Consider the following 26,365-nt stretch of genomic DNA (forward strand, 5'->3'; position numbering starts at 1 on the left):
AATTTTGCATGCGTCGATACCTGGAGAGCATCGTTGTTCACCCTCGCCCAGCTTTCCAGTTTTGTGGCCGTCGCGGAAGAACTGCACTTCACACGGGCCGCGGAGCGCCTGCGCATGACCCAGCCACCGCTGAGCCGTCAAATCCAGCTCCTGGAGAGCGATCTGCGGGTGCAACTGCTCGACCGGACCAACCGATCGGTGCGGCTGACCCCCGCCGGCCGCGCGTTCCTGAACGAGGCGCGCCGCATCCTGCGGCAGGCCGAGCACGCCGCGCTGGCCGTCCGGCAGGTGTCCACCGGGGAGGCGGGCGCCCTCGCCATCGGGTTCACCGCCGCCGGCGCCTACTCCGCCCTCGGTGCGCTCCTGTCGGTCGCCCGGCGGACGATGCCGCGCACCGAGGTGGTGCTGCGCGAGATGGTCAGCCGCGACCAGGTGGAGGCCCTCACCGAAGGATCGCTGGACCTGGGGGTGATCCGCCCGGCGGGCACCGGCCCGGACCTGGTCACCCGCACGGCGACCAGGGAGGGGCTGCTGGCCGCGCTGCCGGTCGGGCATCCGCTGGCCTCCCGCGAGGGCGAGTTGCGGGTGTCGGACTTCGAAGGGCTGGAGGTGCTGATGTACTCGCCGGTCGAGGCGCGGTACTTCCACGAGCTGCTCATCAGCATCTTCCGGGCGGCGGAGGTCACTCCGGTCTTCACCCAGTACCTGAGTCAGGTGCACTCCCTGCTGGCGATGGTCAACGCGGGCTGGGGCACCGCCCTGGTGCCGGAGGCCGCCGCGCAGATGCGGTTCGACGGGGTCGTCTACAAGCCGCTCGCGCTCCCCGGACCGAAGCCGGTCGAGCTGAACCTGGTCTGGCGCGCCAACAACGACAACCCGGCGCTGCACGCCCTGCTCCGGCACGTGTGAGCCGGAGGCCGGCCCGCCGGGGGACCGGCCACTCCTGCCGGCGTGCGGTGTGCCCGTCCTCGGACGCCCGCCGCCACCTCGGGCGACCCGACGTGTGCGACAGGGGCGCGGACGGAAATCATTACGGGAATTCAGTTCTGTCCCGGTTCAATAAAATGTGCCCCTAAATACTACTTTTCCATCACCCTTGCGTGCGGTTACCCCAAATGGAATGCAGGGCATATTCCGTGCGGGAATGGAAGACGATGGCTCAGCCGCAGTTCGGGCTCCGGCGGTACATGCGGCCACTCGCTCCCGGTTCCCGTCGAGCCGTCCCGCCGCACACCTGCGGCGGGACGGTGTCCACCCGGCGCACCTCACGGGTGCGATGAACGTCTGGAGGCGGTATGACCTCAGCGTCTGCTCCCACACCCACGCTCGCAGAATCGCCATTACCCACACAGAACGTACCCGTGGGCCCACAGCCTTCCGCCACCGAAGTGGTCGATCCGACGTGCGGCCCGCAGGGGCCCGCAGGTCCTCAGGGCTCACCGGGCCCCCAGGGGCCACCGGGACCACGGGGTCCGAGTGGCCGCACGGGCTGCCCCGGTCCTGCCGGACCTGCCGGTGCCACCGGGCCCGTGGGTCCGGTGGGGGAGCCGGGGCCGGAGGGCCCGCCCGGCCCGCAAGGGCCACGAGGCGTCGAGGGGCCGGTGGGGCCGGAGGGCGCGAGTGGCCCGCCCGGTCCCGAAGGCCCCGTCGGCGCCAAGGGCTTTGACGGTCAGCCGGGCAGGGACGGCAGGGACGGGAAACCCGGTGCCCACGGGCCGTCGGGGGTCGACGGCCGGGAAGGCCCGGCCGGCCCCAGGGGGCCGCAGGGCCTCCGGGGCGACCCCGGCCCCGAGGGAGCCGTGGGCCCCGCAGGCCCCCGGGGCCCCAAGGGCGACCCCGGTGACCCGCCCGCCCCGGAGTACCTGAAGCAACTCATCAGGGATGTCCTGGCCGAGATCGGGTTCTGCATCCCCGCCTGACCGCGCGTTTCCGCGAGACGGGTGCCCGATGCGAGGACCCATGAGAGGGGAAGTGCCTCCGCACAGCAGAGCGGGAACCCCCCGAGGCGGCTGTTCCCGTCGCTGTCGGAGGCACTTTCCCGATGCGGAGTGCTTGCCGGGTCCCGGGACGGCGCCGCCCGCCGATACGCGTCGCGGCGGACGCGGAGGCGGGTTCGGCAGGTGGCCGACAGCCGGAACGGGGTATCGCGCATTCCGGGAAACAGGGGGCGGCCCGAGAATGCGGGTGGCCGTGCGGAGGGGGCCCGCACCGGGGGCCCGGCTGCGGCGCCGTGACGTGCGCGACCGGCCTTTTCCATCATCGCCGCATTCTGCCGTACACCGAATACCGTGAATGCGCCGAATGCGCCGACATCTCGTGCGGCGCGGGATTTTCACGCCTATTCGCTTCGAAAGCACACGGGAAACTCTTTTCCGGCCGGGGCGCACCGGCGTGCGGTCGGCAGCGGTCTCCGGCATGGCGCGCCGAAGAGTTACCGGAGCGTAACTTACCGGTCAGTTACCCCCGGTAAGGGTCCGGTGTTAGCTTCCCCTCACATCGCGTCGAGCCAGTCCGGCGCGCGCCGGTGGGACCGGTGCGCGCCGGACGGCGTCGAGTCGGACCAAGTTGAGGGAGAGAGCCGTGGGACGACCGAGCAAGACCCTCCGTCGGCGTCACGAGAGCAGAACCCCCGCGGGCCGGGACGGTGCGGTGCGGGCCGCCCCCGGCCGGCCGGGGGCGCCCGGCGTCCGCGCGCTGGCCGCCACCGTGGTCGCCGCCCTGTGGATCGCAGCCGCGGCCGCGCCGGCCGTCGCCGCCGACGGGACGTCCGCCGAGGTGGTATCGCGCGGCGTGACCATCCCGTCCTTCTACAACCCGCCCACCGAACTCCCCGAGCGCAACGGTGCGTTGATCCGCACCGAGCACCTCCCGCTCGCACTGAGCCTGCCCGGCTCCCACGGGCCGCTGCCCGGCACCGCCACCCGCCTGATGTACAAGTCCACCGACACCACCGGGGCCCCGGTGGCGGTCACCGGCGCGTACATCGAGCCCTCCGCGGCCTGGCGGGGCGGCGGCCCCCGGCCGCTGGTCGCCGTGGCCTCCGGCACCATGGGACAGGGCGACCAGTGCGCCCCCTCACTGGCGCTGGAACACCCCCTGACCGTGAGCCTCGAAACCCTGTCCGTCGGCTACGAGGACATCGCGGTCTACCGCCTGCTCGCCTCCGGCGCGGCCGTCGTGGTCACCGACTACGTCGGCTTCGGCGCCACCGACCGGCTGCACACCTACGTCAACCGGGTCGACGAGGCGCACGCCCTGCTCGACGCCGCCCGCGCCGCCCGCTCGGTGACCGGCGCGTCCGTCGACGCCTCCTCACGGGTCGGGTTCTACGGCTACAGCCAGGGCGGCGGGGCCACCGGCGCCGCGGCCGAACTCCAGCCGAGCTACGCCCCCGACGTGAACCTGGTCGGCAGCTACGTGGGCGCGCCCCCCGCCGACCTCACCGCGGTGATGAAGGGGATCGACGGCAGCGCGCTGGCCGGCGCCCTCGGCTGGTCCATCAACGGCTTCGTGCAGACCGACCCGTCGCTGAAGCCGATCCTCGACGCGAACATCAACGCCAGGGGGAAGGCGGCGCTGGCCGACCTCTCCACCATGTGCATCGGTGACGCCCTGCTGGGCTACGGCTTCACCAAGAGCACCAAGTGGACCAACGACGGCTCTTCGCTGGCCGACATCATCGCCCGCGAGCCGAAGCTCCAGACCTTCCTGGACGGCCAGCGCATCGGACGGCTGAAGCCGACCACCCCGGTGCGGCTGGCGACCGGTACCCAGGACGACATCGTCGGGCACGCGCAGGCGCGCCAACTCGCCGTGGACTGGTGCAAGAAGGGCGCCAACGTCACCTACAAGCCGGTCGTGCTGCCGAACCTCGGCGACAAGATCGTCACCAACCACCTGGTGCCGCTCCTCACCGACCAGGGCGACGCCATCTCCTGGCTGACCGACCGGCTGTCCGGCAAGGCCGTCGCCTCCAACTGCTGGACCATGCCGGTCCAGCCCTGACCCGGCCGCCGACGTCCGCCGCGCACCTCGCGGCCGACGACGGCGCTCCGCACACCGACCGCCCGCCGTACCGGACCCCTCACCGGTCCCGTACGGCGGGCATCCGCGCGCTCAGTCGAGGGCGGCGCGCACCCGCTGCCGCAGTCGCTCGTCCGGGAGGGCGTCGATCGCCCGCCAGGCCCGGTCGTCGGACTCCCCGGTCGCCGCCGGCCCGTAGGGGTCCGTGCCGCCGGTGCGGAACAGGAAGCGGAAGTCGATGTGCCGGTGCTCCGGTTCGCCACTCGTCTCGTCGGCCGGGACGAGGTGCACGTCGATGTGGACGGGCCGGTGGTCCACCGGGGACATGCTCACCCGCACGCCGGTCTCCTCGATGAGCTCGCGCAGCGCCGCGCCCATCAGCGTCATGTCGCCCGGCTCCACGTGACCGCCCGGGGTGAGCCACCGGTCGAGGTCGAGACGGCGGACGAAGAGGGCCTGCCCGCTGTCGTTGACCAGGATGGCGCCCGCCGTGGCGTGCGCCCGGAGTTCGCTCCGGCTGGTCACCTCGGCCCCCTCGTCCAGCAGTTCGTGCAGGACGGCGAGCGCGGGGCTCTCCTCGGGGTACGCCTGCGCGTACTCGACGAGCGTTCTTCGGATGTGGTCCTGCGGAATGGGCATCGGATCACCTGGTGACGTAGTCGGGGCCGGGTGCGGCGCGCGCCCGGTCGGGTGCCTGGACTTCGTGCGGGGAAGCCGTGTGATTCCGCGAGCGGCCGGGAGGTGTGCACCGGGCCGGGGCGGCCACGCACGGACAGGTGAACGGCCCAACGGCCGCAGGCTGTGGGACGTTGACATTTTCGCGGAATATTTGCCGTCCGCATACGTGCGACTACAGCGTCCGGCGTAGTACGCACCCGTATCCCGGCGACTCACCCCGCCCCGGACCGGTGGCGGACGCACCGGCTCCGCGGGTGGGAGCACCCGGCTCGGTGGGCGGGACGTGCCGACTCCGTCCGGCACCGACCCCTCCGGGCGCACGGGGACGGGCTCCCGCCGTCGGCGGGAGCCCGTAGACGGCCCGTGGAGTGGTGCGCGCCCCGCGTAGCCTGACCCCATGGACAGTGAGAGCGCCCGGCGCGCGCCCGGCGGGAACGGCGCGGGCGCCGCCACCGAAGCGGTGACGGGCCCCGAGGTCACCTACACCGAGTGCCGGCAGTGCGGAACGCTGATAGCCGGCCTCGACGGGCGGTACGCCTGCCCCGGGTGCGGCTGGGTCAACGACCACTCGGAGGGCCACCGCGCGCTTCCCACCGCCGAGGACGACCCCGACTATCCGGGACACGCCCCGCAGGCGCCCCGAGGGTGACGCGGAAGCGGCCCCGGCCCGGTCACCGGCCCGCGCCGGACCCGTTTTCCGTTCCGGCCCCGGTCTCCGTCCCGGCCTCCGGGTACGCCGCCTCGTAGGCCGTACGGAACACCGCCTGCACGTCGTGGCCGCTCAGCCCCTCGGTGCGGGCCTGCTCCAGCCACGCGTCCAGCGACCGGCGCAGCGGCGAGCCGGGGCCCGCCCCCGGCCGGGCCAGGGACCGGGTGACGAAGGTGCCCGCGCCCTGCCGCACCTCGGCGAGCCCCGCCCGCTCCAGCTCCCGGTACGCCTTCAGTGTCGTGTTCGGGTTGACCTTGGTCGCCGCCGCCACCTGCGCGGCCGTCGGCAGCCGGTCGCCCTCCCGGAGCACGCCCATCCGCAGCGCCTGCTCGACCTGACGGACGATCTGGACGTAGGTGGCGACTCCGCTGCGCCGGTCGATCCGGAACATGACCACTGCGTTCACCTTCCGCTCGACTACCGAATTTTACGTATACGCGAGCGTCCGCCGTCACAGCGGGCGGCGCGAGGCGCGCCACACGACGAACACCGTCAGCAGCACGGTCCCGGCGAGCAGGACGCCCGCGCCGGTCCACTGCATCGCCGGCATCTGGTCGTAGTCCAGGTACTCCATGACGCTGTTCACGATGCCGTGCTCCTTGACGCACGCCTCGGCCGCGGCCTCGGTCGGCTTGGCGCACAGGCCCCAGCCGTAGAGCGTGCCGTCCGCGGACGCGATCCAGCGGTCCATCTCCTGCGCCTGGGCGAACCGGTCGGGAAGCGGGCCGTCGAGCGGGTAGGTGAACGTGCGGTGCGGCGCGAGCATCGGCCGGACGTAGTCCCACGCGCCCAGGGCCACCACCGAGAAGACGAACGTCCCGGTCATCGCCGCGAGCACCCTGCGGGTGAGAACGCCGACGGTGATCCCGGCGGCGGTGAGGAAGAGACACAGTGCGGGCAGCACGGGTCCGGTGCTGTCGAAGATCGCGCCGTCCAGCCAGGCGCCGCCGAAGACGGTCCGGTACGGCTTCCACCACCAGGTGAACAGGGCGGACAGGACGGTGCCGGAGACCAGCGCCACCGCGAGGGCGAGGCCCAGCTTGGCGATCAGCCAGCGGCGGCGGGGCACCGACTGGGTGGTGACGAGCTGCGCGGTGCCCTGCTCCTGGTCGCCCGCGATCAGCGGGGCGCCGAGGAAGACGGCGAGAATCACCGGCAGCGAGCCCAACAGGAGAGTGAGCCAGTCGTACACCCGCGAGGCGTTGACCTGGTCCACCGGCTGCCTGCCGGGCCAGCCGGCCGCGTCCAGCAGTTCGATCATCTCGTGCCGGAGCTGGAGCACCGCGGCCGCGCCGAGGACGGTCAGCGCGAGGACGCAGTACAGCGCGGCGCGGTGCTGGCGGACCACGAGCCAGGTCAGCCCGTGCAGCAGTCCGCGCTTGCCGGTGCGGGCGGCGGGCGCGGGCGCGTCGGTGAGGGTGGTGGTCATGAGGTGCGGATCCCTTCGGCCTCGGGGAGCGTCCCGGACCCGGCGCGGGGTGCGGGATCGGGGCCGACCCGGGCCCCGGGGGTGTGGAGGGCGGGAGCGTCGGGTGAACGGAGATGGGCGAGGAGCACTTCCTCCAGCCCCGGCTCGACCGACTGCCACGCTCCGTCCAGCGGACCGGACGGCCGCACCAGGGCCTGGAACTGCCGTCCCTGGACGCGGCATTCGATCACCGTGTGCCGGGCGAGGGAGGCCGGCGGCCCGCCGTCCACGGCCACCCCCGTCACCAGGGCGTGCGCCGGGACCAGCGCGTCGACTTCACCGGCGAGCCGGATCTGGCCGTCGGCCAGCACCAGTAGGAAGTCGCACATGTCCTCCAGCTCGGTGAGCATGTGCGAGGACATCACCACCGTGGTGCCGCGCTCCGCCGCCTCCGCCATCAGCAGCGTGCTCATCTCGTCCCGCGCCAGCGGGTCGAGGTCGGACATCGGCTCGTCGAGCAGCAGCAGGTCCGGCCGCTTCCCGAAGGCCAGCGCGAACGCCACCCGGGTGCGCTGCCCGCCGGACAGGGTGCCGATCCGCGCGGACGGCGGCACGTTCCCCGAGCGCACGATCCGCTCCGCCGCCGGGGCGTCCCACCCCGGATTCAGCTCCGCGCCCATCCGCAGCGTCTCCGCCACCGTGAACCGCTTGAACAGCGGCTTGTCCTGGCCGAGGAAGGCGTACCGCGGCATGACGGCGGGGTCGTCCACCGGTACGCCGAACACGTGCAGGGTGCCCTCGGTCGGCGCCACTTGCCGCGACACCAGCCCCAGCAGGGTGCTCTTCCCGGCGCCGTTGGGCCCGACCAGGCCGCAGACGCGCCCGGCCGGGAGGCGGAAGGAGCAGTCGTCCAGGGCCCGGCCCCGCCGGTAGCGCTTGCCCAGGCCGCGTGCTTCCAGGGCCCATGTCTCCGGGGGGCCGTCCGGTGTGGTCGTGTGCGTCACGCCTCGCCTCGATTCCATGAGTCAATTAATGGAATGATGGAGTCGAGGGTGAAAGCCTGTCAAGCGGTCCCCGGCGCGATGGGCGCGCCGCGGCCCGTGCCGCAGGCATGCGTGAGGGACCGCCCGGAAGCCCGGAAACGCGCGATCGCCCGGACCGTGGGGTCCGGGCGATCGGGGGCGCCGAGCTGCGGGAGGGCCGTGGGCCGGCCGGTCAGATGAGCGGCGGCCGGCCGAGCAGCGTCATCCGCCAGACGGTGGACCAGCGCATCGGCGAGCGCGGCCCGCACGGGGTGCGGACACCTTCGGCGAAGCCGCTCACCCAGGCGCGCAGGCCGGGCGCCGACCGGGTGCGGACGGCGGTGAGCAGGGCCCAGACGCCGAGGTAGGCGGGCACCAGGGGGAGCGGGAGGTTCCGGCGGGCCAGCCATACCCGGTTGCGGGCGGTCATGCGGTAGTAGACGGAGTGCCTGGCGGGCGAGGTCTTCGGATGCTGGAGCAGCAGTCCGGGCTCGTAGAGGATCTTCCAACCGGCGTCCAGGGCCCGCCAGGACAGGTCCGTCTCCTCGTGCGTGAAGAAGAACTCGGCGGGCCACGGGCCGGTCTGGGCCAGCATCCGCAGCGAGAAGGCGTGCGCGCCGCCGAGGAACGCGGTGACCTGCCCGCGCCGCATCGGGTCGGAGGCCCGCAGCCGGGGGACGTGGCGCCGCTGCGTCTCGCCGTGCTCGTCCGCGATCCGGAAGCCGACGATCCCGAGCCGGTCGTCGTCGGCGAACAGGTCCCGCACCGTGCGCAGCGCGCCCGCGTCCACGAGCAGGCCGTCGTCGTCCAGCTCCACCACCACGTCCACGTCGCCCAGCTCGGCGAGCCGGGCCAGCCCCACGTTGCGTCCGCCGGGGCAGCCCAGGTTCTCGTCGAGCTCGATCAGGGTCACCCCGCCGTCCAGGTCGGCGAGGCCGGGGAAGGAGGTGTAATCGGGCAGGGCGGTGCCGTTGCCGATGATCACCAGCCGGCTGGGCCGGACGTCCTGCATCGCCACCGAGGCGAGCAGCGCCTCGACGGCCTCCGGGCGGTCTCCCATCGTGACGATGGACACACCGATGCGTGGTGCTGTGAGGGTCAAGGCGGAACTCCCGTGCTCGGATGAGGTGTCCGGGATCGTACGCTCCGGCAGTTCGCCCGGAGGACTCCGCCCGGCCGGGCGGGGATCATCTCATGTTCACCCCGGATCGGCCGCGACCCGGCCGGGTGTCGCCGTCGCCGCCCGGCCCGCCCGCCGTGCCTCGGTAGGCTGGCGCAATGATGTTCGGTAAGAACCGGTTCGACGCGGCGGTGGCCGATTTCGAGGCCGCGGTCCTCGGCCGGGACGCCAGACGGTCCCGGAAGGCGTTCGACCGCCTCCAGGAGACTTTCGGGCAGGCCGCCGAGACCGAGCTGGTCGAGGGCGCCCCGCGGCTGGCCGCGGTGCTCCCCGACGTCCCGCCCGGTCCGCGCGCCGTGGTCGCCGTGCTCGTCGGAGGCTGTGTCGAGCGCGGCGCGGACGCCGCTCGGTGCGCCCCCGGGGTCTTCGCCGGGCTGCGGGAGGCGCTGGCGGCGGCCGAGGAGTTCGCCGCGAAGCGGGCGGCCGGCGGCGGGGACTTCGCCGCCGCGTTCCCCGCCCCGGACGGCGACGGCCCGGACGGGGAGAGCGTCGCGGTCGCCGGCGAGGAGGCGGCCCTCGGGTGGTGGACCCTGCCGGACTGGGAACGCGCCTGCGTGGCCCTGCTCAACGACCCCGGCGTCCGGGCCGCCCTGCCGGACAAGGGCGAGCTGCTGGAGCGCGTCGGCCGGCTCGAAGCGGAGTCGGGGCACGCGTTCCCCTTCCTCACCCACGCGCTCCGGGTGCTCGACGACGAGCCGCTCGTCGTGCTCCACCGGCCGAGCCGCACCGGCTACGCCCTGCGGATGTCCGGACTCGGCGACACCTTCCAACTGCACACCCTGCTCGCGGACGCGCTGGTCGGCGGCGGCCACCTCGACGGGCGCGTCCCGTCCCCGCAGGAGGCCGCGGTCTGCCGGGACAAACAGGGCGAGGTCCCCACCGTGGGCGCATTCAACCTGGTCGCGCCCGACGGCAGTTGGCTGGGGAACGAGGGGACCCCGCAGGACATCCCCGTCGTCGACGGCGTACGCCTGCTGGTCCTCGACCCGCCCCCCTACGAGCGCACCTGGCCGGCCGGGCGGCTGCTGCCCGGCATGCGCGGCGAACTCGTCCTGGAGCGGCCCCTCGAACCCGAGGAGGCCGACCGCTGGTTCGCGCACGTGGACCCGCCCCGGACGCCCGACGCGGGCTGACGCGCCGCCGGGCCGTCCGGTTCACCCGATCCGCGTGCCCGTGCCGCTGACCCGCACCCTCGGGTCGCCCGCCCGCAGTTCGACGGTGAGCGTCCCCGGACGGCCCATGTCCGCGCCCTGGTGCAGGGTCAGCACGGCGTCCTCGGGCACCAGCCCCGACTCCCTGGCGTACGCGCCGAAGGCGGCGGCCGCCGCGCCGGTCGCCGGGTCCTCGACCACCCCGCCCACCGGGAACGGGTCGCGGGCGTGGAAGACGTCGGCCGACTCCCGCCACACCAGTTGCAGCGTGGTCAGGTCGAGCCGGTGCATCAGGGCTTCCAGCCGGGCGAAGTCGTAGTCCAGAGCGGCCAGCCGCTCCCGGCTCCCGGCCGCCAGCACCAGGTGGCGGGCGCCCGCGTAGGCGATCCTCGGCGGCAGCGCCGGGTCGAGGTCGGCGGCCGGCCAGTCCAGCGCGGCCAGCGCCTCGGCCAGGTCGTCCGCCCCGATCTCCGCCACGCTCGGCTCGACGCTGGTCAGGGTGGCCCGCAACCCGCCGTCCCGCCGGGCGACCGACACCGGCACGGTGCCCGCCCGCGTACGGAACTCCAGCTCGCCCGGACCGTCCCGCTCCGCCAGGGCGAGCGCCGTGGCCACCGTCGCGTGCCCGCAGAACGGCACCTCGGCCTTGGGGCTGAAGTAGCGGACCGTGTACGGGACTTCCCCGGCGGCCCGGGTGACGAACGCCGTCTCGCTGTACCCCAGCTCAGCGGCGACGGCGAGCATCGCGGCGTCGTCCATCCCGGAGGCGTCGAGTACGACCCCGGCGGGGTTCCCGCCCGAGGGGTCGGTGGAGAAGGCGGTGTAGCGCAGGATCTCGGTCCCGGTGGAGTGGCTCATGCCGGAGCCAACCGGCGGGGGCGCGGCTCCATTCCCGCCGGTGTGGTCCCGTCGGCGCTCCGGGGGCGGGACCGGCCGTCCGCCCGCCCCCGCCGCTCATCCCCCCGCCACACCGATGTCGTGCACTCGACAATCTCTCGTCGTCGGCCGCCGTTCCAATGCCCCTGACACCACCTGCCAGGGGAGACACACGGATGACACCCGCACCGCACCACCCGGCCGGCCGGAACCCGGGGCACTCCGCCGAACTCCGGTCCGCCGCCCGGAGTTTCGGAGCCGCACTCGGGCGCCGGCGGTTCCTCACCACGACCGGGGCCGCCGCCGCGCTGGCCTTCGCCGTCAACCTGCCGACCGCCGGGGCGGCGAGCGCCGCCGAGCTGGACGGGCGGCGGATCACCGAGGACCCGTTCACGCTCGGCGTCGCCTCCGGCGACCCGCTGCCGGACTCCGTGCTGCTCTGGACGCGCCTGGCCCCCTCCCCGTACGAGAGCGGCGGCGGGCTGCCCGACGCACGGGTGGCCGTGCACTGGGAGCTCGCCCACGACGAGCGGTTCCGCCACGTCGTCCGGCGCGGCACGGTGACCGCGCACCCGGAGTACGCGCACGCCGTGCGGGTCGACGTGAAGGGCCTCGACTCCGGCCGGGTCTTCCACTACCGCTTCCGCACCGGCGCCTGGACCAGCCCGGCCGGCCGCACCCGCACCGCCCCCGCCCGCGACGCCCGCACCGCCGCGCTGCGGCTCGCCGCCGTCTCCTGCCAGGCGTACCACGACGGTTACTTCACCGCCTACCGCCACCTCGCCGACGAGGACCTCGACGTGGTCTTCCACCTCGGCGACTACCTCTACGAGTACGCCGTCTCGGCCGTCGGCGGGGCTCGGAATTACACCGACCGCACCCTCCCGGCGCACTTCGCCAAGGAGACGCTGACCCTGGAGGACTACCGGCTGCGGTACGCCCTCTACAAGTCGGACCCCGACCTGCGGGCCGCCCACCAGGCGCACCCCTTCGTCGTCACCTGGGACGACCACGAGACCGAGAACAACTACGCCGACGACACCCCCGAGAACAGCGTCCCGCCGGAGGAGTTCCTGCTCCGCCGCGCCGCCGCCTACCGCGCGTACTGGGAGAACCAGCCGCTGCGCACCCCGCAGCGCCCCACCGGCCCCGACATGCGGCTCTACCGGCGGCTCCGCTTCGGCCGGCTCGCCCAGTTCGACGTGCTCGACACCCGCCAGTACCGCAGCGACCAGGCGTACGGGGACGGGTGGCAGGTCCCCGGACCGGAGTCCGAGGACCCGGCCCGCACCCTCACCGGAGCCACCCAGGAGCGCTGGCTGATCGACGGCTGGCGGTCCTCCCGGGCCCGGTGGAACGTCGTGCCCCAGCAGGTCACCTTCGCGCAGCGCAAGGACGTGCCGACCGACGCGTACAAGCTGTCGATGGACTCGTGGGACGGCTACCCCGCCTCCCGCAAGCGCCTGCTCGACGGCGCCGCGGCGGCCGGCGTCGACAACCTGATGGTGCTCACCGGCGACGTCCACGTCGGCTACGGCTTCGACCTCAAGCAGGACTTCGACGACCCGTCCTCGCGCACCGTCGGCACGGAGATCGTCGCCACCTCGATCACCAGCGGCAAGGACGGCGCGGACAAGCCCGCCAACTGGGCCAACCAGACCGCCGCCAACCCGCACATGAAGTTCTACAACGGCCGGCGCGGCTACGCCCTGGTGACCCTCACGGACACCGCGGCGCGCGCCGACTACCGCACGGTGTCCGCGGTCACCACCCCCGGCGCCCCCGTCACGACGGCGGGTTCCTTCGTGACGGAGGCGGGCGACCCGGGGCTCAAGCCGGCCTGAAAACAGAGTGCCTGACGGTCCGTCAGCGCACCTGTGCCGGGAAGAGGTCGTCGGCCGGGTAGCGGACGCCGACGCGGTCACGGACCGCGTCGAGCGTCCGCATCACCGCCAGCGACCCCTCCAGCGGCACCAGCGGCGACTCCGTCTCGCCCGCCCGCAGGGCGCGCATCACCTCGGCCGCCTCGAACTGCATCCCGGACAGCCCCTGCGGGCCGGGGCCCGACTCGATCCGCTCGGGCTCCGCGCCCGCGCGGGTCAGCAGGAAGTGGTCCGGGTGGAAGAAACCGTGCGGGAAGTCCATCCGGCCCGCCGTGCCGACCACCGAGGCGGCCGTGGCGTGGTGCCCCACGATCGAGCAGGACAGCAGCGCGTTGGCGCCCGACGCCCAGCTCAGCAGCATCCCGGTGTTCAGGTCCACGCCCTCCGGGGAGAGCAGCGCGTCCGCCTGGATGCGGTCCGGCTCGCCCAGCAGGAGCTGTGCGAACGCCACCGGGTACACCCCGAGGTCCAGCAGCGCCCCGCCGCCCAGCGCCGGGTCGCGCAGCCGGTGGTCCGCACCGAAGTCGCCGGCGAAGCCGAAGTCCGCCTGGACGGTCCGGATCTCCCCGATCGCGCCCTCCCGCACCAGTTCCGTCATCCGCCGGACCAGCGGGTTGCAGTACGTCCACATGGCCTCCATCAGGAACAGGCCGCGCTCCCGGGCCAGCTCCACCAGCTCCGCGGCCTGCCCGGCGTTCAAGGTGAACGCCTTCTCGCACAGCACGTGCTTCCCGGCCTTCAGCGCCAGCGCGGTCGCCTCGTAGTGGGCCGAGTGCGGCGTGGCGACGTACACCACGTCCACCTCCTCGTCCGCGACGAGCTCGGCCCAGCTCCCGTAGGCCCGGGGGATCGAGAACCGGTCGGCGAAGGCCCGCGCCGACGCGTCGGTGCGGGACGCCACCGCCACCACCTCGGCGTCCGGCAACCCCTGGAGGGCCGCCGTGAAGGTCGCCGCTATGCCGCCCGTCGCCAGTACGCCCCAGCGCACAGTCCTGCTCATGACCGCCCCTTGCCTGCCGTGAAGAGAGTTCCGACACCTGCCCGGAACGAAGCGTTCCGACGCCCGCCCGGAAAATGTGGTCCGGCCACTGCGGCCGAGCTGAGAGCATAGATCCGGATTTCAACGATGTGGAGAAGAGAATGCCGGACAGCGGCGTGAGCCGTGCCCAGCGCACCCAGACACCGACCGCGAAGGACGCTCCCGGAACCACCGGACCCTCCGCGCCCACCCCCGCACCGCTCCCCGCGGCCCCGCCCGCACCCGCTGCGCCGCTCGTCGCGGCGCGCCGGGCCGCCCTGCTGGTGACGCTGGTGCTGGGCGGGCTCACCGCCCTGCCCGCCCTGTCGATGGACATGTACCTCCCGGCGCTGCCCGAGGTCACCGACGCGCTGCACGCGCCGGCCGCCACCGTCCAGCTCACCCTCACCGCCTGCCTGCTGGGCATGGCGCTCGGCCAGCTCGTCGTCGGCCCGATGAGCGACCGCTGGGGCCGCCGTACCCCGCTCCTGGCCGGCATGCTCGTCTACGTCGTCGCCACCGCCGTCTGCGCGTTCGCGCCCACCGCCGAGCTGCTGATCGGCTTCCGCCTCCTGCAGGGCCTCGCGGGCGCCGCCGGCATCGTGATCGCCCGCGCGGTGGTGCGCGACCTGTACGACGGCATGGAGATGGCCCGCTTCTTCTCCACCCTGATGCTGATCTCCGGCGTCGCCCCGATCGTCGCGCCCCTCATCGGCGGACAGGTCCTGCGCTTCACCGACTGGCGCGGCATCTTCGTCGTGCTGACGGTGGTGGGCGCGCTGCTCACCCTCGTCGTACGGAGGTACCTGCACGAGACGCTGCCGCCGGACGAGCGCCACACCGGCGGCGTCGCGGACGCCCTGCGGACCATGCGCGGGCTTCTCGCCGACCGGGTCTTCACCGGCTACACGCTCGCCGGCGGTCTCGCCTTCGCGGTCCTGTTCTCCTACATCAGCGCCTCCCCGTTCGTCGTCCAGGAGATCTACGGGGCGTCCCCGCAGACCTTCAGCCTGCTGTTCGGGCTCAACTCGGTCGGGCTGATCGCCGTCGGCCAGCTCAACGGCAAGGTGCTGGTGGGCCGGGTCAGCCTGGACCGGGTCCTCGGCATCGGGCTGCTCATCATCCTGGCCGCCGCCGTGGCGCTGCTGCTGATGACCACCGGCGTCTTCGGCGAGGTCGGCCTGGCGCCGATGGCGGCCGGACTGTTCGTGCTGATGTCCGCGATGGGGCTGGCCATGCCGAACGCCAACGCGCAGGCGCTCATGCGGTCCCGGAACGCGGCGGGCTCCGCCTCCGCGCTGCTCGGCACCTCGTCGTTCCTGATCGGCGCCGTGGCCTCGCCGCTGGTGGGCATCGCCGGCGAGGAGACCGCGGTGCCGATGGCGGTCGTCCAGGTGGTCTGCGCGGTGGCGGCGGGCGCCTGCTTCCTGCTGCTGTGCCGGCCGTGGCGGCAGGCCGCCCAGGGCTGAGCGGGCGGGGCGCGGACGGCCCGTCCGCGCCCCGCCGCCGTTCGCCCGGTCCGCCGTTCGCCGGGTCCGCCGGTCAGCCCGCCCGCGGATAGCCGATCAGATGCTGGCGGTCCTGCCGGTCCGTCCAGCGGAAGACGCCGATCCCGGTGGTCTCCGCCACCGGCAGCCGCACGTTGCGGGGCAGCGCGTCCACGCCGCCGTCGAGGAACGCCATGGTGACCGGCGAGTTGCCGTCGGACAGCGCCTCCGCCGCGTCCCGCACGTTGCGCGCGCCGAACGCCAGACCGTCGTCGGTGACCGAGGCGAGCGTCACATGGGCCGCCCCGTCCTCGTCCTCCAGGCAGTAGCCCGCCTTCGCCTTCAGGTCGAACGCCAGGTTCCCCGCGATCAGATAGCCGCCCGAGGGGGACACCACCGCCTGCGGATAGCGCCCCGGCTCTATCGCCGGACGGTGGCACTCCACCTGTGCCAGCGCCTTCCCGGTCGTCGCGTCGTGCACCGACCACAGCTCGTGCGTGGCCACCCGCGGCGACTTCTTGGCCAGCCGCCACTTGGCCAGCACCAGCCCGGGAATCACCGACGTCGGGACCCCGGTCACCCGGTCGGCGCCCTTCGGCGCCACGTTGGCGCTGTACCAGCCGTCGCGCACCCAGAACCCCGCCGCCCCGCTCGCCAGCAGCCCCTTCGCCGTCTGGCCGCGCACCTCCGTCAGCCGGGTGCAGGTCGTGCAGCCCTTGGGGTACTTCAGCTCCTTCGCGGAGATCTCCCCGATCTCCCCGGTCACCGGGTCGACCAGCGAACTGTTCGCCCCGGCGTCGGTGATCACGATGTCCGGACCGCTCGCGGTCACCGCGGGGGCGCCGGACCACGGCAGCTCCACATGGCGCCGGTCGCCGTTGGTCACGTCGTACACGTCGAGCGCCAGGAACGTCTTCGACGGGGTCAGGCCGTCGCCCGCCTTGCCGTACGACCAGGTGACGAAGAACTGGCGGTCGTCCTTGGTGACGGTCAGCAGCCGCGGGTAGTGCGTCGGGTCGAGCGTCTGCCGGGCCGCGCCCTGCCAGCCCAGCCTGCCCGTGGCGGTGTCCAGGGTGCGCAGCCGGTACCGGTCGTCCGCGGCGCGCTCCAGATAGGCCAGCCGGCCCGTCGCGTGGCTGAACGCGATGTCGGGCGAGGCGCCGACGATCTCCCAGCCGGTACGCGTCGAGTACTGCGGCGGGACGTTGAGCACGGTCCTGGTGTCGCCGGAGCCGGTGTCGCTCGGCGACGCGGACGCCGCCGGGCTCGCGGCGCCCGTCCTCGCGTCCGTGCCGCCCCCGCCGTCGTCCTCCGTCGCACCGCCGCCCCCGCACGTGGCCAGCAGGAGCAGCAGGGCCAGGAAGACCACCCCGCCGACCAGAGCCAGCCGAACGATCCTCTGTCGCATGGGTCCCCCCGGTGGGCGTCGCGATCTCGCGCCGGTCAGCGTAGCAACAGCCACGCCCGGCAGTGGAGTTCGGTTCCGCAACGCCCCCCACCGGGTGTCCCGGCGCCCCTCCGCGGCCCGTGCGCGCCGTCCGCTCCGCGTACGATTCGGCGGTGAACGTCACCCCCCTTCCCACCGCGGACGCCCTGCGCACGGCCCTCGCGGGCCTGCTCGACGGGCTGCCGCCCAAGCAGGCCGCGCAGGCCGTCGACCGGCTGATCGCCAGCTACCGCGGCACCACCCCCACCGACGCCCCGGTGCTGCGGGACCGCTCCGACGTCGCCGCGTACGCCGCGTACCGGATGCCCGCGACCTTCGAAGCCGTACGGGCCGCCCTCGGCGCCTTCCGTGACGCGGCGCCCGGCTGGACGCCCGCCACGCACACCGACGTCGGCGGCGGCACCGGCGCGGCGAGCTGGGCCGTCGCCGGGGCCTGGGACGGGGCCGCCGCCACCACCGTGCTCGACTGGGCCGCCCCCGCCCTGGAGACCGGCCGGGAACTCGCCGCCGCCTCCGGGCTGCCCGGTCTGCGCGAGGCCCGGTGGCAGCGGACCAGGATCGGCGACGGCACCGCGCTGGACCCGGTCGACCTGGTCACCGTCTCGTACGTGCTCAAGGAGCTGCCGGAGCGGGCCAGGACCGAACTGGCCGACGCCGCGGCCGCCGCCGCGCAGGCCGTGGTCGTCGTGGAGCCCGGCACCCCCGACGGCTACGCCCGGATCATCGAGGCCCGGGACCGGCTCGTCGCCGCCGGGATGACCGTCGCCGCGCCCTGCCCGCACAGCGGCGCCTGCCCCATCGAGCCGGGCGCCGACTGGTGCCACTTCTCGGCCCGGGTCAGCCGTTCCTCGCTGCACCGGCAGGTCAAGGGCGGCTCCCTCAGCCACGAGGACGAGAAGTTCGCCTACGTGGCGGCGACCCGTTTCCCGGTCGTCCCGGTGGCCGCCCGGGTGACCCGCCGCCCGCAGATCCGCAAGGGCCAGGTCCTGCTGGAGCTCTGCACCCGCGACGAGGGCCTGGCCCGCGCGACGGTCACCAAGCGGCACGGCGAGCGCTACCGGGCCGCCCGCGACACCGACTGGGGCGACGCCTGGCCGCCCGACGGCGAGGAGTGAGACGCCGGGCGGGGCGTCCGTCCGCGGACCGACGCCCCGCCCGGTTCACCGCTCGCGCAGCTCCTGGGTGCAGCACTTCACGCTGCCGCCGCCCTTCAGCAGCTCGCTCAGGTCCATCGGCATCGGCTCGAACCCCCGGTCCCGCAGCGGGTCGAACAGGCCGGTGGCGGCCTGCGGCAGCAGCACGTGCCGCCCGTCGCTGACCGCGTTCAGGCCGAGCGCCGCCGCGTCCGGCTCACCGGCGATCAGCGCGTCCGGGAAGAGCCGGGCCAGCACCGAGCGGCTGCCGGGGGAGAAGGCGCCGGGGAAGTACATGATCTCGTCGGCCGCCCCGTCGAGCACGCACAGCGCCGTGTCCAGGTGGTAGTAGCGCGGATCCACCAGGTCCAGCCCGATCACCGGCCGGCCGAAGAACTCCTGCGCCTCGTCGTGCGACAGCGGACTGGACCGGAAGCCCCGCCCGGCCAGCAGGAACGACGCGGTGACCGCGAAGTCGCCCTCGCCCTCGTTGACGTGGTCGGGCTCCAGGATCTCCGTGTACCCGTGGTCGCGGAACCACTCCCGGTGGACGGCCGCCTCCGCGTGCCGCTCCCGGTAGGCGAACTTCGCGCCGAGCACCCGGCCGTCGACCACAGTGGCCCCGTTGGCCGCGAACACCATGTCGGGCAGACCGGGCCGCGGCGCCAGCTCCTCCACGGTGTGGCCCAGCGAGCGGTAGCGGTCGCGCAGGTCCTCCCACTGGGTGCGCGCCAGCGGCAGGTCGACGGGCTTGGAGGGGTCCATCCACGGGTTGATGGAGTAGGTGACCTCGAAGTGCTCCGGCGGGCACATCAGGTAGCGACGAGGGGTGGCGTCACGGTTCAAGGGGTGCTCCTCACGAACGGCAGCCACGGCTGCGGCACGGGGGTCGCGCGGTCCGCGCGTGAGCCCATGGTGCTCCGCCCGGGGGCGTTCCGCCGTGCACCGAACGGGTGGTCCGTGCCATGGCCCGTCCGGACGGCCGTACGGCGCGATGCGCGGCCCCGCGCGTCCCGTGCTCCCCGTCCGGGCGGGGCGGGCACGCCCGTCGACTACGCACCGCGCGGGATCTCCACCGCTCGGTGACGGGACGCACCGGGGCAAGAGGCTCAAATGCCCCCGCGCGGCGGGTCGGGAGTCGCCGAACGAGCCGCGGCGCGTCACGGAATGTGCTGACATTCCCCGCAGGGACCCGTACGCCGGGGGCGTACCGCGGACCCCACTGACGGACTCCGGCCACCCTGGGCGCAGGATGGTGGGACCATGGACGGGTAACGCTGAGGTGAGGGGATAGATGGGCGCCGATTCCGGTCGTGCACGCGGCACAGAAGGCAAGATTTCCCAGTGGCTGCGGCGACGACCCAAACCGCGGCCGGCCGAGGACGAAGCCTCGGAGCGGCTGGCACTGCTGCTCGCCGTGGCCGGGGCGGGCATGCCCGTCTCGCCCGCCGCGCACCCGGTCGGTTTCCGATGTTCGTGCGAACGCGTCGGATGTCCCACCCCCGCCCGGCACCCGGTCTCCTTCGCCTGGCAGACGCAGTCGACCACCGACCCCGCGCAGATCGAGCGCTGGGCCGCCGGGCAGCCGCTGGCCAACTTCATCACCGCGACCGGAATGGTCCACGACGTGCTGGACGTCCCGCTCACGGCCGGGCTCCAGGCCCTGGAGCGGCTGACCGACGAGGGCGTCGAGGTCGGCCCGGTCGCCCGCTCCGGCTCCGACCGGATGCTCTTCTTCACCGCCACCCGCGGCACCCCCGAGGAGGAGGACGAGTGGTGGCCGTGCGAGCTGGACTGCCACCCGGAGACCCAGGAGGAGCATCCGGGGCTGCGCTGGCACTGCCGGGGAAGCTACGTCCTGCTGCCGCCGTCCCGGCTCCCCGGTGAGCTGGACGTCCGCTGGGAACGCGGCCCGGAGCACCCGCTGCCGGACCCGCTGACGCTGCTGGAGGCGCTCCAGGACGCCTGCGCCCGGTACGCCGGCAGCGCCGAGGCGAACGGCCTGGACCCGAACGCGGTGGCCTGGCCCCTCGGGCGCTGACCCGGCCGGTCCGGGACCGGACTCACGACCCCTCGGCCGACACCAGCCCCGGAGTCCGGTTCAGCATGACCACCTTGCCGTCGCCCGCGTCCCCGCCGTCCCGTCCGGGGACGTACGCGAGCTGGCTGGCGATCCGCTCCTTGGTCAGAGTGGTGGTCACCGCGCCCTCCATCAGCGCCGCGGTGTCCCGGCCGACGGCGGGCTTCAGCCCCTCGGCCGCGGTCTGGCGCTCGAAGTGCTTGCTGCTGAAGAAGACGAGCGCCCCGCCGTCCTTCGTCCTGAGCCCCAGCGGGGCGAAGGCGCCGGAGTCCAGCGGCTGGTCGGCGTACTGGTAGGAGAAGCCGGGCCGCACCGCGGCCTCCCGCGCCTTGCGCCAGACGGAGGTGGTGGCTCCCGGCGCGAACACGTCCGGGGCGCCGTGCTCCAGGTACTCGGTGTAGCTGGTGCTCAACTCCTTCGGCTTCACGGCCAGTTCGGGTGCGTTCGCGGTGACCGGTACCGCCAGTCCGTCGGCGTCCCGGGCGAACTGCGGTACCTTCGCGGCCGGCAGCGGCGCGAGATAGGCGGCCCGCCAGCCGTCCTCCGGGCCGGACTTCACGAAGACGAACAGCCAGCGGGTGTCCCGGTCGCCGCCGTCCGTGTCGCGGTTGGAGTCGGTGTCCGCGAGGAACCACCGCGGCCAGCCCGCCTTCTTCGGCACCAGATACGTCGCGTCGGTCAGCTCCAGCGGCCGGTGGTCCGGGTTGCCGTCCGGATGGTACGAGCCCCGCGCCTTCAGGCCGGCCTGGGTCACCGCGCCGAGCGGCCCGGTCACGTGGTCGGCGTCGAGCGCCGGATCGTACGCCTCGTCCGCCTTGTTGTAGGCGGCGAGGAACGCCGCGACGGCCTGGTCCGCCTCGGAGACCGTGGCCCCCGGCACGACCGCCCGCTCACCGTGCACCGTCACGCAGCCGCCCGCCGTCAGCGACAGCACCGTCGTCGCCGCGAGCCCCGCCGCCAGCCGACCCAGCCTTCTCATCCGTTGCTCTGCGCCTTCTGATCCGTCGCCCCCACTGACCGTGCGAACCCTACCGGGGCGGAACGGAACACGGGTGCGGGGACCGCGAATCGGTGCTCCGGCGGTGGCCGGCCCCCGCCGACGGGCCCCGGAACCGGCCCAGTTCCTCGTCGCCGGGGCCCCGGCCACGCACCCGTACCCGGGTCGGGTAAGCCGCCGGATGCTTCAATGCCCGGATGAGCGCATTCGACGTACCCGCGGGCATCGACGTGCTGCGGGTGTTCTGCGGGGCCGACGGCCGTCACGGCAATCCGCTCGGGGTCGTACGGGACGGGCGCGGCTACCCCGACGACGCGTCCCGGCTGGTACTCGCGGAGAAACTCGGCTTCAGCGAGACCGTGTTCGTGGACGACCCCGAGCGCGGACAGGTCGACATCTGGGCCCCCGGCCTCCGGCTGCCGTTCGCCGGGCACCCCGTCGTCGGGGTGGCCTGGCTGCTGGACCTGGAGATCCTGGAACTCGGTGTCGGGGACGTGTTCGCCCGTCACGACGGGGAGTTCACCTGGATCTCCGCCCGCCCCGAGTGGGCGCCGCCGAGGACCCTGGAGCAGTACGCCTCGGCGGCCGAGGTGGAGGCGCTGACCGGCCCGCCGTCCGGCGAGGACTGGACCTACGTCTGGGCCTGGGAGGACGAGGCGGCGGGCCGGGTCCGCGCCCGCGCCTTCCCCCGCCGCCCCGGCACGGTCGAGGACGAGGCCACCGGCGCGGCGGCCCTGCTGCTCACCGCCCGGCTGGGGCGTGCCCTCAACATCGTCCAGGGCCGGGGCTCGCAGATCCTCACCGCGCCCGCGCCGGACGGCACGGTGGAGATCGGCGGCCGGGTGCTGCTGGCCCAGCAGGGCTGAGGGCCGACGCGGCCCCGGACACGGGTCCGCCCGGCGCGGGGCGCGCGCCGGGCGGACGGACCGTGCGGGACGTCACGCGGCCTGCGGGAAGACCTCGCCCAGTTCGCGGAAGACCGCGGTGTTGAGCGCGAAGGCGCGCTTGCACTCCTCGACGATCCGCTCCTTCTCCAGGTCGTCCGCGTCCACCGCGTCCAGCAGCTCGCGGTAACCCCGCTTGAACGCGGCCGGGTTGGAGATCTGCTCGAAGACGTAGAACCGCACCCCGTCACCCTTGTGCGCGAACCCCCAGGCCTTCTCCGCACGGCCGCGGATGATCTGGCCACCCGAGAGGTCGCCGAGGTAGCGGGTGTAGTGGTGGGCGATGTAGCCGGCCGGCCACGCGCGGGCGCACCACGCCACCCGGTCGGCGTACGCGGCGGTGGCCGGCAGCGGCTCCAGGCCCTGGCGCCAGTCGGGCCCGCGCAGGTGGGCCAGGTCCCGCTCCAGCTCGGCCCGGCGCTCCAGCTCCGGCTGTATGAACGGTCCGGCCACCGGGTCCGGGCCCAGCGCCCGCGCGCCCTCCTCCAGTGCGGCGTACACGAACCACAGCTGCTCGGTGTAGCGGGTGTACGCGTCCACACCGAGGCGCCCGCCGAGCAGGTCGCCCATGAAGGCCGAGGCCTCCGCCTCGGTGTGCTGCTCGTGGGACGCCGTGCGGATCAGCGTGGAGAAGGGCGTGGCGGTGGCGGTTGCGTCCAAGGTGGGCCTCCGGGGACCGAGGGGGACGGGAAGTCCAGAAGAAGACGGAGCGGTCCCGAGGGGTGGGGGCCGGGGTGCGACCCATGCCCGTCGGTACCCCGATCCTCGTATTTAGGTTTACCTAAGTCAATGGGTTCCCGACTGCCTGTCGGTAAAAGACCTTACGGTGCTCCGCGGCCCGCCGCCCGCGCGGGCGCCCCGGAAGGACGCCCGCGCCGAAAACGTCCTACGGGAGCGTGAGGATGTCCGCCCCGGTGTCGGTGACCACCAGCGTGTGCTCGAACTGCGCGGTCCGCTTGCGGTCCTTCGTCACCACGGTCCAGCCGTCGTCCCACATGTCATAGCTGTGGGTGCCGAGCGTCAGCATCGGCTCGATGGTGAACGTCATGCCGGGGCGCATCACCGTGGTGGCGTGCGGGCTGTCGTAGTGCGGCACGATCAGGCCGGAGTGGAAGGACGTGTTGATGCCGTGACCGGTGAAGTCGCGCACCACGCCGTATCCGAACCGCTTGGCGTACGACTCGATGACCCGGCCGATCACGTTGATCTGCCGGCCGGGGCGGACCGCCTTGATCGCCCGGTTCAGCGACTCGCGGGTGCGCTCGACCAGCAGCCGCGACTCCTCGTCCACGTCGCCGCAGAGGTAGGTCGCGTTGTTGTCGCCGTGCACGCCGTTGATGTACGCGGTGACGTCGAGGTTCACGATGTCGCCGTCGCGCAGCACGGTGGAGTCCGGGATTCCGTGGCAGATGACCTCGTTGACCGAGGTGCACAGCGACTTGGGGAAGCCCCGGTAGCCGAGCGTCGACGGGTAGGCGCCATGGTCGACCATGAACTCGTGGGCCACCCGGTCGAGTTCGTCGGTGGTGACACCGGGGGCGATGTGCTTGGCGGCCTCCTCCATCGCCTGCGCCGCGATGCGGCCCGCGACCCGCATCCGCTCGACGGTGTCGGAGTCCTGGATCTCCGGGCCGGTGTACGGCTTCGGACCCGGCTTGCCGACGTACTCGGGGCGCCGGATGTTTCCGGGAACGGAACGGACGGGGGACTGCACCCCGGGGGTGAGGAGCTGCTGACCAGACATGCTGGCGAGTTTAGGTGCTGCCCGCCGGGGTCGCCGGAGCAGTACTGGACCGCCGTCCTTGGGGCAGCATGGCATCGAGGAAAGGAGCCCCGATGGCCCTGTTCAAGAAGCGCACCGTCGGCAAACCGGGCGAGTGGTACTACTGCCTGGAGCACAAGAAGGTCGAGGAAGGCCCCGAGTGCCCCGCGAAGGACCGCTTCGGTCCGTACGCCACCCGCGAGGCGGCGCAGCACGCCATGGACACGGCGCAGGAGCGCAACCTGGAGTGGGACACCGACCCCAAGTGGCACGACCGCCCCGGTGGGCCCGGCGCACCGTCCGCCTGACCGCCGTCGGGGCGGGAAGACGGGGGACGGGGAGACGGGGCGGCGGGCGGCCGTGCCCGCCGCCCCTCACCGCGTTCACCGCTCACCCGGCCGGACGCGCCGCCCGCCGCCGCAGCGCGTCCTCGTCGGTGGCGGAGTCGTAGCGCAGCAGCTTCGGCAGGGCCGCGGTGAGGAGGGCGACCGAGGCCACGCACGCCACGCCGCCGGACCACACCGCCGCGCGGGTGCCCGTCCAGCCGGCCATCGCCCCGGCCCGCACCTGCCCGAGCTGCGGGCCCACGCTGTAGGAGAGCACCTCGATGCCGGCCAGCCGGCCGCGCAGCTCCTCCGGGATGGTCTGGTTCCAGATCGAGGACCGGCCGAGCCCGCTCAGCATGTCGCCCGCGCCCGCCACCGCCAGGCAGGCCAGCACCGGCCACACGCTGCCGAACGCCCCCGCCCCGACGATCGCCAGCCCCCAGACCGCCGCCCCGCACACCACCAGCAGTCCGTGCCGCCGCAGCCGCGAGGTCCACCCGCTGGTCAGCCCGATCAGCAGCGAGCCCACCGAACCGGCCGCGTACATCAGCCCGAGCGACCAGTCGGCGTCCAGCTCGTCGGCGAGGAACGGGAAGACCGTGTTCGGGAAGGCGAAGAACATCGCCGCCAGGTCGATCGCGTACGTCCCCAGCAGCACCGGGCGGCTCCAGGCGTACCGGGCGCCCTCGGCGATCCCGCGCAGCGACGGCCCCCGCGCGCCCTTCGAGGGCGGGGCGGGCGACAGCCGCAGGCAGAGCACCACCGAGAGCGCGAAGGTCGCCACGGTGACGGTGTACGCGGTGGCGTGCCCGGCGTAGGCCACCACCAGGCCCGCCAGCGAGGGGCCGGCGATGGCGCCGGCCTGCCAGCGCACCGCGTTCAGCGCGGCGGCGGCCGGCAGCTGGTCGTGCGGGACGATCCGGGCCAGCAGCGAGTCCAGGGCGGGCCGCTGGAGACCGGCCAGCGCGGAGACGCCGCCCGCGACCACGTAGAGCGGCCAGAGCAGCGGGGCCGGCAGCAGGGCGTTGACCAGCAGGACCGCCGCCAGCACGCCCAGTCCGGCCTCGGTGGCGAGGATCACCCGGCGGCGGTCGGCGGAGTCCGCGAGCGCCCCGCCGTACAGCCCGAAGACCACCAGTGGCACCAGTTCCACCGCGCCCATCGCGCCGACCGCGAGCGGCGAGCCGGTCAGCTCCTTGATCTGGAGCGGCAGCGCGACGAGCGCCATGAAGCTGCCGAAGTAGGTGATCAGCCCCTGCACCCAGAGCAGTCGGAAGTCGGCCGAGGCGTGCCAGGGGGAGAGGTCCGGGAGCAGCGCCCGCAACCGTGACGCGCCCCGGCGACCGGGAGCGGACGGGGCCGGAGGGGCGTGCTCGGCCGGCGGGGCGTGCTCGGCGGGCGGTGCGTGGGAAGGGGCGGGGACCGGCGGGTCGGTGGGGGCGGGGCCGTGCGGGGTGGTCACGAGGGGCCATGCTCGGCCCGGCCCGTGGCCGGTGCAAGCGTGTTTTGAGGCGTGGACGGGGTCCGGCCGCGCCTCACCACCGCGCCGGCGGCGGCGCGGTGAGCTGGTCGGCGAGCCGGGCGAGCCGGTCGCGGAAGCTGCGCCGGCCGTGCGGGGCGGGCCCGGCGTTCTCCCCGGCCGCCGCGCTGACCAGGTGCTGCACGGTGTCCAGGTCCATCTCGTCCGTCGCGGCGACCACCAGCGACTCGTGGCCCAGCGCCCGCACCTCCGCGTCGCCCCGGTCCAGCGTCAGCACCGTCGCCCCGGCCCGCCTGGCCCCGTGCACCCGCTCCAGCAGCCCCTCGCCGGGCCGTTCGGGCGCGACCAGCAGCACCGTCTCGCCCCGCCCGGCCGCCTCGATCCGGCCGAGCCCGACCGCCAGGTGCGCGGGACCGGCGGCTTCCACCCGGTGACGCACCAGCGTGGGCCGCAGCTCGGCCAACCCGGACCACGCGGCTTCGTCGGCCAGGTGGGCCGCCAGGTGCCACGGTTCGTACGCCTCGGTGCCCACCAGCAGCAGTCCGCCGCCGTGCGGGACGACGGAGGACCGCAACGCGCCCGCGAACCGGCGGGCCGCCGCGGGCCACTCGGTCCCGGCCAGCACCTCGCGCAACAGGGAGACACGGACGGCATCCATGGCCCGGCATCCTGCCCGACCTGGAGCCCGCACGCCGGGACTCCGCCGGGATTCACCCGTACGGGTCCGGGTGGGCCGGGCGGGAGGGACATATCGACTGTGA

At 73.9% G+C, this 26,365-nt stretch carries 24 protein-coding genes; 10 read left to right on the top strand and 14 right to left on the bottom strand.

The window, feature by feature from the left end:
- The first annotated feature begins 33 nt into the window (after window positions 1–33).
- Entirely contained in the window at window positions 34–909 is an 876-nt protein-coding gene (locus tag Q0994_RS07670; RefSeq protein ID WP_299530681.1) for a LysR substrate-binding domain-containing protein, read from the top strand.
- 1,785 nt (window positions 910–2,694) lie between these two features.
- On the top strand, window positions 2,695–4,005 hold the full coding sequence (locus Q0994_RS07675; protein ID WP_299531317.1) for a lipase family protein: 1,311 nt from the start codon (window positions 2,695–2,697) through the stop codon (window positions 4,003–4,005).
- A 111-nt stretch (window positions 4,006–4,116) separates the two neighbouring features.
- On the opposite strand, the gene Q0994_RS07680 is transcribed toward Q0994_RS07675, so the two are convergent.
- Entirely contained in the window at window positions 4,117–4,662 is a 546-nt protein-coding gene (locus tag Q0994_RS07680; RefSeq protein WP_299530683.1) for an NUDIX hydrolase, read from the bottom strand.
- A 436-nt stretch (window positions 4,663–5,098) separates the two neighbouring features.
- On the opposite strand from Q0994_RS07680, the gene Q0994_RS07685 reads away from it, so the two are divergent.
- On the top strand, window positions 5,099–5,350 hold the full coding sequence (locus tag Q0994_RS07685; protein WP_299530685.1) for a hypothetical protein: 252 nt from the start codon (window positions 5,099–5,101) through the stop codon (window positions 5,348–5,350).
- 22 nt (window positions 5,351–5,372) lie between these two features.
- Here Q0994_RS07685 and Q0994_RS07690 read toward each other — a convergent pair whose 3' ends face one another.
- From Q0994_RS07690 to Q0994_RS07705, 4 genes are all read right to left on the bottom strand, one after another.
- Complete coding sequence (locus tag Q0994_RS07690; protein ID WP_299530687.1) at window positions 5,373–5,816, bottom strand: GntR family transcriptional regulator; 444 nt, start codon at window positions 5,814–5,816, stop codon at window positions 5,373–5,375.
- Window positions 5,817–5,861: 45 nt separating this feature from the next.
- Window positions 5,862–6,839: an ABC transporter permease gene (locus Q0994_RS07695; RefSeq protein WP_299530689.1), complete on the bottom strand. Its 978-nt coding sequence runs from the start codon at window positions 6,837–6,839 to the stop codon at window positions 5,862–5,864.
- Window positions 6,836–7,822 carry an ABC transporter ATP-binding protein gene (locus tag Q0994_RS07700; protein WP_299530691.1) on the bottom strand — a complete coding sequence of 329 codons (987 nt, stop codon included), beginning with the start codon at window positions 7,820–7,822 and terminating at the stop codon, window positions 6,836–6,838. The genes Q0994_RS07695 and Q0994_RS07700 overlap by 4 nt, the downstream gene beginning before the upstream one ends.
- 211 nt (window positions 7,823–8,033) lie before the next feature.
- Window positions 8,034–8,942: a glycosyltransferase gene (locus Q0994_RS07705; protein WP_363325535.1), complete on the bottom strand. Its 909-nt coding sequence runs from the start codon at window positions 8,940–8,942 to the stop codon at window positions 8,034–8,036.
- Window positions 8,943–9,118: 176 nt separating this feature from the next.
- On the opposite strand from Q0994_RS07705, the gene Q0994_RS07710 reads away from it, so the two are divergent.
- Entirely contained in the window at window positions 9,119–10,153 is a 1,035-nt protein-coding gene (locus tag Q0994_RS07710) for a hypothetical protein (RefSeq protein WP_299530693.1), read from the top strand.
- Window positions 10,154–10,174: 21 nt separating this feature from the next.
- Here the strand turns inward: Q0994_RS07710 and Q0994_RS07715 are convergent, their stop codons facing one another.
- Window positions 10,175–11,029, bottom strand: a complete 855-nt coding sequence (locus Q0994_RS07715) for a PhzF family phenazine biosynthesis isomerase (protein ID WP_299530695.1) — start codon at window positions 11,027–11,029, stop codon at window positions 10,175–10,177.
- Between the two features lie 194 nt (window positions 11,030–11,223).
- Between Q0994_RS07715 and Q0994_RS07720 the strand changes: the two genes are divergently transcribed.
- Window positions 11,224–12,891, top strand: a complete 1,668-nt coding sequence (locus tag Q0994_RS07720) for an alkaline phosphatase (protein ID WP_299530697.1) — start codon at window positions 11,224–11,226, stop codon at window positions 12,889–12,891.
- 22 nt (window positions 12,892–12,913) lie between these two features.
- Here Q0994_RS07720 and Q0994_RS07725 read toward each other — a convergent pair whose 3' ends face one another.
- Window positions 12,914–13,930, bottom strand: coding sequence for a Gfo/Idh/MocA family protein (locus Q0994_RS07725; RefSeq protein ID WP_299530699.1), 1,017 nt, complete (start codon window positions 13,928–13,930; stop codon window positions 12,914–12,916).
- A 140-nt stretch (window positions 13,931–14,070) separates the two neighbouring features.
- Here Q0994_RS07725 and Q0994_RS07730 point away from each other — a divergent pair, with 140 nt between their 5' ends.
- A complete protein-coding gene (locus Q0994_RS07730; protein ID WP_299530701.1) occupies window positions 14,071–15,417 on the top strand; it encodes a multidrug effflux MFS transporter in 1,347 nt (448 codons plus the stop codon).
- A gap of 73 nt (window positions 15,418–15,490) precedes the next feature.
- On the opposite strand, the gene Q0994_RS07735 is transcribed toward Q0994_RS07730, so the two are convergent.
- Window positions 15,491–16,843 carry a hypothetical protein gene (locus Q0994_RS07735; RefSeq protein ID WP_299530703.1) on the bottom strand — a complete coding sequence of 451 codons (1,353 nt, stop codon included), beginning with the start codon at window positions 16,841–16,843 and terminating at the stop codon, window positions 15,491–15,493.
- Window positions 16,844–16,995: 152 nt separating this feature from the next.
- Between Q0994_RS07735 and Q0994_RS07740 the strand changes: the two genes are divergently transcribed.
- Window positions 16,996–17,997, top strand: a complete 1,002-nt coding sequence (locus Q0994_RS07740; protein WP_299530705.1) for a small ribosomal subunit Rsm22 family protein — start codon at window positions 16,996–16,998, stop codon at window positions 17,995–17,997.
- 45 nt (window positions 17,998–18,042) lie between these two features.
- Here the strand turns inward: Q0994_RS07740 and ddaH are convergent, their stop codons facing one another.
- Window positions 18,043–18,861 carry a dimethylargininase gene (gene ddaH, locus Q0994_RS07745; protein ID WP_299530707.1) on the bottom strand — a complete coding sequence of 273 codons (819 nt, stop codon included), beginning with the start codon at window positions 18,859–18,861 and terminating at the stop codon, window positions 18,043–18,045.
- A gap of 448 nt (window positions 18,862–19,309) precedes the next feature.
- On the opposite strand from ddaH, the gene Q0994_RS07750 reads away from it, so the two are divergent.
- Entirely contained in the window at window positions 19,310–20,056 is a 747-nt protein-coding gene (locus Q0994_RS07750) for a bifunctional DNA primase/polymerase (RefSeq protein ID WP_299530709.1), read from the top strand.
- A gap of 22 nt (window positions 20,057–20,078) precedes the next feature.
- Here Q0994_RS07750 and Q0994_RS07755 read toward each other — a convergent pair whose 3' ends face one another.
- Window positions 20,079–21,074, bottom strand: coding sequence for a hypothetical protein (locus Q0994_RS07755; protein ID WP_299530712.1), 996 nt, complete (start codon window positions 21,072–21,074; stop codon window positions 20,079–20,081).
- A 215-nt stretch (window positions 21,075–21,289) separates the two neighbouring features.
- On the opposite strand from Q0994_RS07755, the gene Q0994_RS07760 reads away from it, so the two are divergent.
- Window positions 21,290–21,958, top strand: coding sequence for a PhzF family phenazine biosynthesis protein (locus Q0994_RS07760; protein WP_299530715.1), 669 nt, complete (start codon window positions 21,290–21,292; stop codon window positions 21,956–21,958).
- Between the two features lie 72 nt (window positions 21,959–22,030).
- Here the strand turns inward: Q0994_RS07760 and Q0994_RS07765 are convergent, their stop codons facing one another.
- Together Q0994_RS07765 and map are read right to left on the bottom strand one after the other, a co-directional pair.
- Window positions 22,031–22,696 (bottom strand): heme oxygenase (biliverdin-producing), encoded by a 666-nt coding sequence (locus Q0994_RS07765; RefSeq protein ID WP_299530718.1) that lies wholly within the window; start codon window positions 22,694–22,696, stop codon window positions 22,031–22,033.
- 226 nt (window positions 22,697–22,922) lie between these two features.
- Entirely contained in the window at window positions 22,923–23,780 is an 858-nt protein-coding gene (map, locus tag Q0994_RS07770; RefSeq protein ID WP_299530720.1) for a type I methionyl aminopeptidase, read from the bottom strand.
- A 92-nt stretch (window positions 23,781–23,872) separates the two neighbouring features.
- On the opposite strand from map, the gene Q0994_RS07775 reads away from it, so the two are divergent.
- A complete protein-coding gene (locus tag Q0994_RS07775; RefSeq protein ID WP_299530722.1) occupies window positions 23,873–24,106 on the top strand; it encodes a hypothetical protein in 234 nt (77 codons plus the stop codon).
- A gap of 82 nt (window positions 24,107–24,188) precedes the next feature.
- Here Q0994_RS07775 and Q0994_RS07780 read toward each other — a convergent pair whose 3' ends face one another.
- Complete coding sequence (locus tag Q0994_RS07780) at window positions 24,189–25,448, bottom strand: MFS transporter (protein WP_299531322.1); 1,260 nt, start codon at window positions 25,446–25,448, stop codon at window positions 24,189–24,191.
- Window positions 25,449–25,659: 211 nt separating this feature from the next.
- Window positions 25,660–26,262 carry a hypothetical protein gene (locus Q0994_RS07785; RefSeq protein ID WP_299530725.1) on the bottom strand — a complete coding sequence of 201 codons (603 nt, stop codon included), beginning with the start codon at window positions 26,260–26,262 and terminating at the stop codon, window positions 25,660–25,662.
- Between the last annotated feature and the right edge of the window lie 103 nt (window positions 26,263–26,365).

Source organism: uncultured Streptomyces sp. (genome assembly GCF_947488945.1).
GTDB lineage: Bacteria > Actinomycetota > Actinomycetes > Streptomycetales > Streptomycetaceae > Streptomyces.

Bases quoted from the DNA above. Each gene is read 5' to 3' on its own strand.
- Q0994_RS07760 (WP_299530715.1), top strand. From the start codon at position 21,290: ATGAGCGCATTCGACGTACCCGCGGGCATCGACGTGCTGCGGGTGTTC.
- Q0994_RS07735 (WP_299530703.1), bottom strand. From the start codon at position 16,843: ATGCGACAGAGGATCGTTCGGCTGGCTCTGGTCGGCGGGGTGGTCTTC.
- Q0994_RS07680 (WP_299530683.1), bottom strand. From the start codon at position 4,662: ATGCCCATTCCGCAGGACCACATCCGAAGAACGCTCGTCGAGTACGCG.
- map (WP_299530720.1), bottom strand. From the start codon at position 23,780: ATGTCTGGTCAGCAGCTCCTCACCCCCGGGGTGCAGTCCCCCGTCCGT.
- Q0994_RS07715 (WP_299530695.1), bottom strand. From the start codon at position 11,029: ATGAGCCACTCCACCGGGACCGAGATCCTGCGCTACACCGCCTTCTCC.
- Q0994_RS07730 (WP_299530701.1), top strand. From the start codon at position 14,071: ATGCCGGACAGCGGCGTGAGCCGTGCCCAGCGCACCCAGACACCGACC.
- Q0994_RS07710 (WP_299530693.1), top strand. From the start codon at position 9,119: ATGATGTTCGGTAAGAACCGGTTCGACGCGGCGGTGGCCGATTTCGAG.
- Q0994_RS07755 (WP_299530712.1), bottom strand. From the start codon at position 21,074: ATGAGAAGGCTGGGTCGGCTGGCGGCGGGGCTCGCGGCGACGACGGTG.
- Q0994_RS07685 (WP_299530685.1), top strand. From the start codon at position 5,099: ATGGACAGTGAGAGCGCCCGGCGCGCGCCCGGCGGGAACGGCGCGGGC.
- Q0994_RS07725 (WP_299530699.1), bottom strand. From the start codon at position 13,930: ATGAGCAGGACTGTGCGCTGGGGCGTACTGGCGACGGGCGGCATAGCG.
- Q0994_RS07775 (WP_299530722.1), top strand. From the start codon at position 23,873: ATGGCCCTGTTCAAGAAGCGCACCGTCGGCAAACCGGGCGAGTGGTAC.
- Q0994_RS07750 (WP_299530709.1), top strand. From the start codon at position 19,310: ATGGGCGCCGATTCCGGTCGTGCACGCGGCACAGAAGGCAAGATTTCC.
- Q0994_RS07695 (WP_299530689.1), bottom strand. From the start codon at position 6,839: ATGACCACCACCCTCACCGACGCGCCCGCGCCCGCCGCCCGCACCGGC.
- Q0994_RS07720 (WP_299530697.1), top strand. From the start codon at position 11,224: ATGACACCCGCACCGCACCACCCGGCCGGCCGGAACCCGGGGCACTCC.
- Q0994_RS07785 (WP_299530725.1), bottom strand. From the start codon at position 26,262: ATGGATGCCGTCCGTGTCTCCCTGTTGCGCGAGGTGCTGGCCGGGACC.